The following is a 12,806-nucleotide window of genomic DNA, read 5'->3' on the forward strand; positions in this document are numbered from 1 at the left end:
GATGGTGATCGTGCCGTCGCCGTTGTCCACCACGCCATTGCTGAAGGTGATCGCGCCCAGGTCGGCCGCTACCGTCGTGCTGTTGGTTAAACTGAAGGGGATGGTCAAGGGGCTTGCCGGCGCGCCGCTCAGTGCCACGTCGTGCACCAGGCTCGTGCCCTCGGCCTCGGTCTCGGTGCTTACGCTCGCTACCGTGATCGAACATGCAAAATTATTTGCACTATCCAAAACCGCGGCAGTTGTTGCTTGTGGACTTCCTATATTATTTGGAACTCCATTTGCATCGACAGAGCCTTCATCTGCATCGGCTAAATTATTACTATTTGTTAAATCGGCGAAAACAAATGTTCCCGCACCTTCAATAGCATCAGGGCAACCATCATTATCACTATCAACATCAAATTGATTTATTATTCCATCCAAATCTGTGTCGTACCTATCGTCCACTCCATCAAAATTCGTATCAATAAAACCTAATGACTGAGGATCAATATAATTAGGGACTCCATCACTATCAGCATCTCCCAAAGGATCGGGCAAAGCGCCATATTCTACAGTATCTAATATTCCATCATTATCATCATCTAAATCTGTATTATCTGGATTATTGTCGCTATCTGAATCTTTTTGTACAACAATGGTAATATTAGCCGGATCAGAAGTAGATGGTCTGCTAATACCATCTATGACATAGGTATCATCTACCACATAAGGAATTGTTGCTAAGCCAAAGAAAGATGGGTTTGGCACGAATGTAACAACTCCCGTACTATTTACAGACCACACTCCATCTGCGGTTGTTAAGGTTGTTTGAATTCCCGCAGTACTTGGATCTAAATCAACGGTAGCTATATTAATGGCATCGTTAAAATCAACATCGTTAGAAACCACATTAATTGTAGCCGTATTATTTTGAGTAATTGTTGTTAGATTACTGTATGCGACTGGAACGGTATTTACTGCATTTGCGGTAATAGAGACTTGTATAGTTTCTATTCCAACACTTCCTGCAGCTGAAAACGAAACCGTTGCATTGTTACCTGGTAATATAATTACTGGGGCTGTGGTTGCGGTGGCAACAAATCTAAATCTTGTTACTCCCCATGCGTTTTGAGTAATTGGTGTAATAGTTTGAACAGGTAAATTATTTACTCGATACCTTAGGGCATCGGCATAGGTACCAGCATAATACCAGCCACTTCCTCCATTTTGGTTTGAACGCGCAGTTAAAGTGTAAATGACAACATCATAAGTTCTCCCAACTATTAAGCTAGTAATAGTTGTTGCGACTTGTTCCTCTGTACCGGCAGAACCTAAGTCTCTAACCGAGATCCATGATGTGTGGCTATTAGGTGGTAATGGCAATGTTCCTATTTGCCATGTTGCATTATAACCAAAAGTTGTACCAGCAGCACATCTTGTTGCGTTGGAAATATCTGGAGTTCCTAGCGGAATAGTCCAACCTGTAGGAGCACACGTATTACATACTGCAGATCCGTTTGTTGCTGGAATAATCTGCGAATAGCTCAGCGAAAAAAAAGTTAATAAAAAAATCGTTAAAAAAAACTTTAAAACTTTTTTTGAAAATGGTCTTATTTCTTTCATTAGTTATTTAGGAATAAAATTTTGAATACTGGAGTTAGGCTCTTCATATTCAAATTTGTAATTAATACTTAAATTTGGTCTAGAATAGTAACTTTCAACTTAATTTGTGGCAGTGAGCCTGGGTATGAACCTTGTGGCGTTAATGGGTAAATAAAATAAGCCGTACCATTGGCATTGGCACCACCTGTTCCATTACCGGGCGAAACCTGCTTTGTGCCATCGGCATACAAGCTATTTGAAAAAACAAAAAACAAAACAAGCAAAACCGGGATCGCTTTAAGAAAACCTGGATATGATTTTCTTTTAATCACATCCGTTGAAACCGAGTTTAAAAGAATTCTTGTTGAAGTTTTAGCAACCCTACTTATAAGAGCAAAAGTTGTAAACAAAAAAAGCGCTAAATAATTAATTAAATACTTAATCGAGAATCGAGTAGTTATTTTCATGTTTAATTGGGTAAAAGTTATTTTATATATTTTATAGTTTTTATGTAGTAATTATATTGTTTACTGAAAGGTTTCAGAAAAAACGTGGGTAAGTAAATAATATAGGGAAGCAACACCAAAGCAGACAAAGGCTTTGGCAAAAGAGAGGTACTATTTTCCATTTATTGTTGAGAGTTTGAATATAATAGCAATTCAAAAAATATTTTCGGGTTCAAAATTAAAAAAAACCAAAACCATGCAACTTAATTGCCATAATATCATCAATTTACAGACATTAGGCTTAAATGCTTAACACCAAAAACAATTAAGCATCGCAAAAATAACAATCGTATTCGATTACAAATGTGAATAAACTACGCATTTACTACTCAAGCCCATCAACATAATACAAACCATTGTTAAACTGATTTAAAGCTAAGACACTTAAGTAAATTAAAAGTCATATCTAAAAATCATTTTATACTATTTGTAACCAATAATAGTATCTTTGCACACTTATTTACAAGATTATTATGAGTTTTATTAAAGAAATAAATAGACGACGCACCTTTGGCATTATTTCACACCCTGACGCTGGTAAAACAACTCTTACAGAAAAACTACTATTGTTTGGCGGTGCCATTCAAGAAGCCGGAGCCGTAAAAAGCAATAAAATAAAAAAAGGGGCCACAAGCGACTTTATGGAAATTGAGCGCCAACGTGGTATTTCGGTTGCCACTTCGGTTTTAGCCTTTGAATATAACAATACTAAAATCAATATTCTTGATACACCTGGGCATAAAGATTTTGCCGAAGACACCTTTAGAACCCTTACCGCCGTTGATAGTGTGATAGTGGTGGTAGATGTGGCAAAAGGCGTTGAGGAACAAACTGAAAAACTTGTAGAGGTTTGCCGAATGCGCAACATCCCTATGATTGTTTTTATTAATAAAATGGATCGAGAAGGTAAGGATGCCTTTGATTTGTTAGATGAAATTGAACAAAAACTAGGATTAAAAGTAACACCTCTTAGCTTTCCAATTGGTATGGGTTACGACTTTAAGGGCATTTACAATATCTGGGAGAAGAATATTAATTTATTTAGCGGCGACAGCAGGAAAAACATTGAAGAAACCGTTGAAATATCCGATTTGGAATCGGAAGAACTAAATAAACTTATTGGTGATAAATCTGCAAAAACCTTGCGCGAAGAAATTGAATTGGTAGATGGCATTTATCCACAATTTGATAAACAAGCCTACTTAGATGGCCATTTACAACCCGTATTTTTTGGATCGGCGTTAAATAATTTTGGCGTTCGTGAACTGTTGGATTGCTTTATTGAAATAGCCCCAAAACCCCGACCCAAACAAAGTGAAGAACGGTTGGTTGAGCCTACGGAAACCAAATTTACGGGATTTGTCTTTAAAATACATGCCAATATGGATCCTAATCATCGCGACCGTTTGGCCTTTGTGAAAGTGGTATCGGGTACGTTTGAAAGAAATAAACCGTATTTACATGTTCGCCATGGCAAAAAACTAAAATTCTCAAGTCCGAATGCCTTTTTTGCCGAAAAGAAGGAAATTGTTGATATCTCATATCCCGGTGATATTGTGGGCTTGCACGATACCGGAAACTTTAAAATTGGCGACACCCTATCGGAAGGTGAAAACATTAATTATAAAGGCATCCCCAGTTTTTCGCCCGAACATTTTAGATATATCAATAATGCCGACCCATTAAAATCAAAACAATTATTTAAAGGCATCGACCAGTTAATGGACGAAGGTGTTGCACAACTATTTACTTTAGAACTTAATGGTAGAAAAGTTATTGGTACCGTGGGTGCGCTTCAATATGAAGTAATTCAATACCGTTTGGAACATGAATATGGCGCTAAGTGCACTTATGAAAACCTGAACGTTTATAAGGCCTGTTGGGTTGACCCTAAAAACTCAAAAACCAATGAGTACAAAGAGTTTGTTCGCGTTAAGCAACGCTATCTGGCAAAAGACAAGCAAAACCAACTGGTGTTTTTGGCCGATTCGGCATTTTCATTACAAATGACCCAGCAAACCTACCCCACTATAAAATTTCATTTTACTTCAGAGTTTTAAATCAAAAAATCCCGTTAAACATCTGATTAACGGGACTTTTTGATTTTTTTTATGCCTGACCCGTAGGCCCAAAATTTAATGGAATGGGTGGTTGCTCGTAGTCTTTAATCTCACCATGGGCGTTTTCAAAGCGTGCCACATTTTCGCCCAAAGCATGCAACAAGCGTTTGGCATGTTGTGGCGTTAAGATAATTCTGGACTTGACCTTGCTTTTAGGAACCCCGGGCATGATACTCACAAAATCTACTACAAATTCGGATACCGAGTGATTGATAATTGCTAAGTTGGAATAAATGCCATCGGCTACTTTTTCATCCAACTCAATATTGATTTGTCCTGATTTTGGGTTGTCGTTTTCTTCTGCCATGATAAAATAAATTAAATTTAAAAGCCTCCAAGTTTTTAATCAACTTGAAGGCTTTATTTTTATAAGATTCCTGCCTTCGCAGGAAAAAGTTAATTATAGTTCAATTCTTGTTTTACTTGCATCATTTGGTCAAACTCCTCTTTGGAACCCACAATAATATCAGCATATCTGCGCATTCCTGTTCCTGCTGGAATTCTGTGGCCAACAATAACATTTTCTTTCAAGCCTTCTAAATTATCAACTTTTCCAGCTACTGCCGCTTCGTTAAGTACTTTAGTGGTTTCCTGGAAGGAAGCCGCAGAAATAAACGATTTTGTTTGCAGGGACGCTCTGGTAATACCCTGTAAAATTGGGGTAGCCGTTGCTGGTTGTGCATCGCGGGCAGTTACTAGGTTTTTGTCCTCACGTCGTAAAATGGAATTTTCATCGCGTAATTGACGTGGCGTTACAATTTGACCAGGTTTTAAGGTTGACGAATCGCCGGCATCTTCAACAACTTTTAATCCAAAAATCGCATCGTTTTCCTGAATAAAATCATCTTTATGCACTAATTGGTCCTCTAGGAAAAGTGTATCGCCAGAATCGATAATCTGAACCTTGCGCATCATCTGCCTTACCACAACCTCAAAGTGTTTATCGTTAATTTTCACACCTTGCAAACGGTACACTTCCTGTACTTCGTTCACCAAATATTGCTGTACTGCCGATGGCCCTTTGATATTCAAGATATCGTCTGGAGTTATCGAACCGTCCGATAAAGGCATACCTGCTTTCACATAATCATTTTCTTGAACAAGAATTTGGTTTGAAAGCTTCACTAGGTATTTTTTAACTTCACCCAATTTAGATTCTACAACAATCTCACGGTTACCACGTTTTATTTTTCCGAAGGAAACAACACCATCAATCTCACTAACCACAGCGGGGTTTGATGGGTTACGCGCCTCGAACAACTCGGTTACACGTGGCAAACCACCTGTAATATCGCCCGCTTTGGCCGATTTACGCGGTATTTTCACCAAGATTTTGCCAACATTTATTTTCTCGCCATCATTAATCATCAAGTGAGATCCTACTGGTAGGTTGTATGAACGGATAATTTCACCTTTCCCATCTTCGATATGAAGGGTTGGGATTAGCTTTTTGTTTCTGGATTCTGAAATAACTTTCTCTTGGAAACCAGTTTGCTCATCAATCTCAACTTGGTAAGTAATACCTTGCTCAATGTTTTCGTATTTGATTTTTCCTGAAAATTCTGAAATAATAACACCGTTATATGGGTCCCAGGTACAAACAACATCGCCCCTATGCAATTCCTGTCCGTTCTTTATTAATAAATTAGAACCGTAAGGAATATTATTGGTGCTTAATGTAATGCCCGTTTTCTTATCGACCAGTTTCAGTTCAGAGGTACGTGAAATAACAATATCAATATCATTACCCTCGCCATCTTTACCTTTAACTGTTTTTAGGTCTTCAATTTCAGCTATACCATTAAATTTAACAACCAGTTTGTTTTCTTCGGAAATGTTACCAGCGATACCACCCACGTGGAAGGTACGCAAGGTTAACTGTGTTCCTGGTTCCCCAATAGATTGTGCTGCCACTACACCAACCGCTTCACCGCGCTGTACCATTTTACCGGTTGCTAGGTTGCGACCGTAGCATTTGGCACAAATACCTTGTGTTGCTTCGCAGGTTAATGCCGAACGTACTTCTAGGCTTTCAATGGGCGAGTTTTCAATGGCCTTTGCAATATCATCCTCAATCAATTGCCCTGAAGCTACCAATAATTTATCGGTTAAAGGATCATATACATCATTTAATGCCACACGACCCACAATTCTTTCTTCTAGGGTTTCAACAATTTCGTCATTTTTCTTTAACGGTTCCACTTCAACACCTCGTAAAGTGCCACAATCTTCTGTGTTAATGATCACGTCTTGTGAAACATCCACCAAACGACGGGTTAAGTAACCCGCATCAGCCGTTTTAAGAGCCGTATCGGCAAGTCCTTTACGCGCACCGTGGGTTGAGATGAAGTATTCCAAAATGGAAAGACCTTCCTTAAAGTTGGAAAGGATGGGGTTTTCGATAATCTCGCCACCTCCTGCATTCGACTTTTTAGGTTTCGCCATCAATCCGCGCATCCCGGTTAACTGACGGATTTGTTCTTTCGATCCACGAGCTCCAGAATCAAGCATCATAAACACCGAGTTGAACCCTTGTTGGTCTTCACGGATACGTTTCATGGACAATTCAGTCAATTCCGCATTGGTAGAAGTCCAGATATCAATAACTTGGTTGTAACGCTCGTTGTTGGTAATAAGCCCCATGTTATAGTTGCCCATAATACCATCTACAAACTTATTGGCTTTATCGATCATGCCTTGTTTTTCCGGCGGAATGATAATATCGCCCAAACTGAACGACAAGCCTCCTTGGAAGGCAAACTTAAATCCTAAATCCCTAATGGAATCAAGGAAATCGGCCGTTTCGGGCACCGATGTATATTTTAAAATATTACCAATAATATCCCTTAACGATTTTTTGGTAAGTACTTCATTAATAAATCCAGCTGCTTGTGGTACTTTTTGGTTGAAAAGCACACGGCCCACCGTTGTTTCAATAATGGTTGGGGCTAACTTACCATCGGCATTGATATCCAAGGTTCTCACTTTGATGCCCGCATTCAAATCTACTTTCTTCTCATTGAAAGCGATTTCAACTTCTTCGGGTGCATAAAAGGTTAACCCTTCCCCTTTAACAGGTGCTTCGGGCGTTGATTTGCGCAACTTGGTCATATAGTACAGACCAAGAACCATGTCTTGTGAAGGCACCGTAACTGGCGAACCATTTGCAGGATTTAAGATATTGTGTGATGCCAACATTAACAACTGACATTCTAAAATAGCTTCTGGCCCCAATGGTAAATGCACCGCCATTTGGTCGCCATCAAAATCCGCATTAAACGCTGTACACACCAATGGGTGTAATTGGATGGCTTTCCCCTCAATCAATTTTGGTTGGAAGGCTTGAATGCCCAAACGGTGTAAGGTTGGGGCGCGGTTTAGCAATACGGGATGTCCTTTAAGCACATTTTCCAAAATATCCCAAACCACGGGCTCTCTTTTATCTATAATTTTCTTAGCGGATTTTACGGTTTTTACGATACCTCTTTCAATTAGTTTCCTAATTACGAAAGGTTTGTAAAGTTCCGCAGCCATGTTTTTTGGCAATCCACATTCGTGCAATTTTAATTCTGGTCCTACAACAATTACCGAACGCGCCGAATAATCAACACGTTTTCCCAAAAGGTTTTGGCGGAAACGGCCTTGTTTACCTTTTAATGAATCGGATAATGATTTTAACGGACGGTTGGAATCGGTTTTAACGGCCGAAGATTTACGGGTGTTATCAAACAATGAATCAACCGACTCTTGAAGCATACGTTTTTCGTTACGCAAGATAACTTCCGGCGCTTTAATCTCAACCAAACGTTTTAAACGGTTGTTGCGGATGATTACCCTTCTATACAAATCGTTCAAATCGGAGGTTGCAAAACGGCCACCATCCAATGGTACCAACGGACGCAATTCCGGTGGGATGATGGGGATTACCTTCATGATCATCCATTCGGGGCGGTTTTCGCGGTTGTTGTTCGATTCGCGTAAAGATTCCACAACCTGCAAACGTTTTAACGCTTCGGTTTTACGCTGTTTAGAGGTTTCGGTGTTTGCTTTATGGCGCAATTCGTAGGACAAAGCCTCTAAATCAATTCTCGCCAACAAATCTATCAAACACTCCGCGCCCATTTTGGCCAGGAACTTGTTGGGGTCGTTATCATCCAGATATTGATTGTCCTGCGGAAGGGATTCCAGAATGTTCAAGTATTCTTCTTCCGTTAGGAAATCCAATTTTTCCAAGGGTTCGCCATCTTCATTTTTGGCATTGCCCGGTTGGATGACCACGTACCGTTCGTAATAAATTATCATATCCAATTTCTTGGACGGTAGGCCCAATAGGTAGCCTATTTTATTTGGCAACGAACGGAAATACCAGATGTGCGCAATGGGCACCACCAAGTTGATGTGGCCAACACGGTCGCGACGTACTTTCTTTTCGGTTACCTCAACGCCACAACGGTCGCAAACGATGCCTTTATAACGAATTCTTTTATATTTGCCACAGGCACATTCGTAATCCTTTACAGGACCAAAAATACGCTCGCAGAACAAACCATCCCTTTCAGGTTTGTGGGTTCGATAATTGATAGTTTCTGGCTTTAAAACTTCACCTCTTGATTCTGCTAAAATAGATTCTGGTGATGCCAAACCAATCGAGATTTTATTAAATCTTCTTACTGTATTCTTATCTTGTTTTCTTGCCATTTTTTATGGTGCTAACAAATTATAATTATATTTTTTTGATTGTACGGACAGCTCGCAAGCTGTCCCTGCAAAGAATAATCAATTATTCTTCCAACCTAATATCCAAACCTAAACCTTTTAATTCGTGCATTAATACATTGAAAGATTCTGGCAGTCCTGGGTCTGGCATGGGTTCGCCTTTTACAATAGCTTCGTAGGTTTTGGCCCTTCCAATAACATCATCCGATTTTACTGTTAAGATTTCACGCAGCGTGCTAGATGCGCCATAAGCCTCCAATGCCCAAACCTCCATCTCACCAAAACGCTGACCACCAAATTGTGCTTTACCACCTAATGGTTGTTGTGTAATTAATGAGTAAGGCCCAATGGAACGTGCGTGCATCTTATCATCCACCATGTGGCCTAATTTCAACATATAGATAACACCTACGGTTGCTGGTTGGTCGAAACGCTGTCCAGTGCCACCGTCATATAAATAGGTGTGTCCATATCTAGGGATGCCTGCTTCATCGGTTAGTTCATTAATTTGGTCGATGGTAGCGCCATCAAATATAGGTGTTGCAAACGTGCGTCCTAATTTTTGACCGGCCCAACCAAGAACGGTTTCGTAAATCTGTCCAATGTTCATACGCGATGGTACACCAAGTGGGTTCAATACAATATCCACAGGCGTTCCGTCTTCAAGGAAAGGCATATCTTCAGCTCTCACAATACGGGCAACGATACCTTTGTTACCGTGGCGGCCTGCCATTTTATCACCTACTTTAAGTTTACGTTTTTTAGCGATGTAAACTTTAGCAAGTTTGATGATGCCTGCTGGCAACTCATCACCCACAGAAATAGTGAACTTCTCACGGCGTAAAGCACCTTGTAAGTCGTTTTCCTTGATTTTGTAGTTGTGGATTAAATCGGCTACCAATTGATTGGTTTCATCATCGGTTGTCCATTTTCCAGATACTAAATGCGCATAATCATCAACAGCGTTTAACATTTTAAGCGTGAATTTTTTACCTTTTGGCAAAACTTCCTCACCCAAATCGTTATAGATACCTTGTGCCGTTTTTCCGTTTACGATGTTGAACAATTTTTCGATTAAAATTTCCTTTAAATCTTCAAATTTCCTATCGTAAATAGCTTCAAGGGCTACAATATCATCTTTATCTTGTGCTCTTTTGCGTTTGTCCTTTACGGCTCTTGAGAATAGTTTTTTCTCGATTACCACACCGTTTAGTGATGGCGACGCTTTTAAGGAAGCATCTTTCACATCACCCGCTTTATCACCAAAAATGGCGCGCAATAATTTTTCCTCGGGCGTGGGGTCGCTTTCACCTTTTGGCGTAATTTTTCCAATAAGGATATCGCCCGGTTTTACTTCCGCACCAATACGGATCATACCGTTTTCATCCAAATCTTTGGTTGCTTCTTCAGAAACGTTGGGAATATCATTTGTTAACTCTTCGTTACCTAATTTTGTATCCCTAACTTCCAATGAATATTCATCGATATGAATGGAGGTAAATATATCTTCACGTACCACTTTTTCGGAAATCACAATCGCATCCTCAAAGTTATACCCTTTCCAAGGCATGAAGGCTACTTTCATATTTCTACCTAAAGCAAGCTCACCTTTTTGGGTTGCATAACCTTCGCATAGCACTTGTCCCTTGGTTACTTTATCGCCTTTAACCACAATTGGTTTTAGGTTGATGGAAGTACCTTGGTTTGTTTTTCTGAATTTGATTAACTGGTAGGTTTTAACGTCGCTGTCAAAACTTACTTTAGCTTCATCTTCGGTACGATCGTATTTAATTTTAATTTCGTTGGCATCAACGTACAGCACTTCGCCGCTTCCTTCTGCATTAATCAATACACGCGAATCGGATGCTACCTGACGTTCCAAACCGGTGCCTACAATTGGTGCTTGTGGCAACAATAATGGAACCGCTTGACGCATCATGTTCGATCCCATCAACGCACGGTTTGCATCATCATGTTCCAAAAACGGAATTAAGGATGCCGAAATTGATGAGATTTGGTTTGGTGCCACATCGGTATAATGAAGATTAGATGGGTCTATTACCGGGAAGTCGCCTTCCATACGCGCAATAACCTTATCGTGCAAAATTTTACCATCACCATCTACCTTAACGGTTGCTTGGGCAATTAATTTACCTTCTTCTTCTTCGGCGCTCAAATAAACAGGTTGGTTTTTAATATCAACCACGCCATCAATTACGGGGCGGTAAGGTGTTTCAATAAAGCCCATGCCGTTCACTTTAGCAAATACCGAAAGTGAGGAAATCAAACCAATATTTGGTCCCTCAGGCGTTTCAATGGGACATAAACGACCGTAGTGTGTATAATGTACGTCGCGCACCTCGAAACCTGCCCGTTCACGAGATAGACCACCTGGCCCAAGTGCCGATAAACGACGTTTGTGGGTAATTTCAGCCAATGGATTTGTTTGATCCATGAACTGGGATAACTGGTTGGTACCGAAAAACGAGTTGATTACAGACGATAAGGTCTTGGCATTAATCAAATCGATTGGGGTAAACACCTCGTTATCGCGTACGTTCATACGCTCGCGAATGGTACGTGCCATACGTGCCAAACCAACACCAAATTGTTGTGATAATTGCTCGCCCACGGTACGCACACGACGGTTTGATAAGTGGTCGATGTCATCAATCTCAGCTTTTGAGTTGATAAGCTCGATTAAATATTTTATAATGGTGATGATATCTTCCTTGGTAAGCACTTGCTTTTCCATTTCAATATCAAGCCCCAGTTTTTTGTTCATTCGGTAACGCCCCACTTCGCCTAAAGAATAGCGTTGGTCACTGAAGAATAATTTATCAATGATGCCCCGTGCCGTTTCCTCATCGGGTGGCTCTGCATTACGCAATTGCCTGTATATATGTTCAACGGCCTCTTTTTCAGAGTTTGTTGGATCTTTTTGAAGTGTGTTGTGAATGATGGCATAGTCGCCTTGTTCTGCGCTTTCTTTATGCAAAAGAATCGCCTTCACATCAGCTTCAATAATTTCTTCTATGTTATCTTTGTCTAAAACGGTATCACGATCAAGAATAATTTCATTACGCTCGATGGACACAACTTCGCCTGTATCTTCGTCCACAAAATCCTCGTGCCAGGTGTTCAAAACACGCGCTGCTAATTTTCTGCCTTGGTATTTTTTTAATCCTGTTTTTGATACTTTTATTTCTTCAGCCAGATCGAAAATTTCCAGGATGTCTTTATCACGTTCAAAACCAATGGCTCGGAACAGCGTGGTTACCGGTAATTTTTTCTTACGGTCGATGTATGCATACATCACTTGGTTGATATCGGTAGCGAACTCAATCCAAGAGCCTTTAAAAGGAATGACCCTAGCGGAATATAATTTGGTGCCATTTGCATGGAACGATTGCCCAAAGAATACGCCTGGGGAACGGTGCAATTGGGAAACAACAACACGTTCTGCGCCATTGATTACAAAGGTACCACTGGGGGTCATGTAAGGAATGGTTCCTAAGTAAACGTCTTGAACAATGGTTTCAAAATCTTCGTGTTCAGGATCTGTACAATAGAGCTTTAACCTAGCCTTAAGCGGAACGCTGTATGTAAGGCCTCGTTCGATACACTCATCGATGGCGTATCGTGGAGGATCTATGAAATAATCTAAAAATTCTAAAACAAATTGATTGCGGGAATCGGTAATGGGAAAGTTCTCCATGAAGGTATTGTATAGCCCTTCATCGCCTCTTTCTTCAGACTTTGTTTCTAATTGGAAAAAATCCTGGAAGGATTTAATCTGAATATCCAAGAAATCGGGATATTCGGTTCTATTTACAATAGACGAGAAATTTAATCTTTCAGCTTGTGTTGATAACATCAA

General features: G+C 40.1%; 6 protein-coding genes. 1 reads left to right on the forward strand and 5 read right to left on the reverse strand.

The window, feature by feature from the left end:
* Both GQO80_RS14775 and GQO80_RS14780 read right to left on the reverse strand, forming a co-directional pair.
* Positions 1-1,605, reverse strand: a 1,605-nt coding sequence (locus tag GQO80_RS14775) for an Ig-like domain-containing protein (protein WP_232333203.1), incomplete at its 3' end; no start/stop codon positions are given.
* A gap of 68 nt (positions 1,606-1,673) precedes the next feature.
* Entirely contained in the window at positions 1,674-2,051 is a 378-nt protein-coding gene (locus GQO80_RS14780; RefSeq protein ID WP_157209140.1) for a hypothetical protein, read from the reverse strand.
* Between the two features lie 512 nt (positions 2,052-2,563).
* Here GQO80_RS14780 and GQO80_RS14785 point away from each other — a divergent pair.
* Entirely contained in the window at positions 2,564-4,150 is a 1,587-nt protein-coding gene (locus GQO80_RS14785; RefSeq protein ID WP_157209141.1) for a peptide chain release factor 3, read from the forward strand.
* A 49-nt stretch (positions 4,151-4,199) separates the two neighbouring features.
* Here the strand turns inward: GQO80_RS14785 and GQO80_RS14790 are convergent, their stop codons facing one another.
* From GQO80_RS14790 to rpoB, 3 genes are all read right to left on the reverse strand, one after another.
* The gene (locus GQO80_RS14790; protein ID WP_157209142.1) at positions 4,200-4,517 is read right to left on the reverse strand and encodes a DUF3467 domain-containing protein; all 318 of its coding nucleotides are present in this window, start codon (positions 4,515-4,517) and stop codon (positions 4,200-4,202) included.
* Positions 4,518-4,606: 89 nt separating this feature from the next.
* Positions 4,607-8,908, reverse strand: a complete 4,302-nt coding sequence (gene rpoC / locus GQO80_RS14795) for a DNA-directed RNA polymerase subunit beta' (protein WP_157209143.1) — start codon at positions 8,906-8,908, stop codon at positions 4,607-4,609.
* A gap of 82 nt (positions 8,909-8,990) precedes the next feature.
* Positions 8,991-12,803, reverse strand: coding sequence for a DNA-directed RNA polymerase subunit beta (gene rpoB / locus GQO80_RS14800; RefSeq protein WP_157209144.1), 3,813 nt, complete (start codon positions 12,801-12,803; stop codon positions 8,991-8,993).
* Between the last annotated feature and the right edge of the window lie 3 nt (positions 12,804-12,806).

The sequence above is a fragment of the Mariniflexile maritimum genome (genome assembly GCF_009746565.1).
Classification (GTDB): domain Bacteria; phylum Bacteroidota; class Bacteroidia; order Flavobacteriales; family Flavobacteriaceae; genus Mariniflexile; species Mariniflexile maritimum.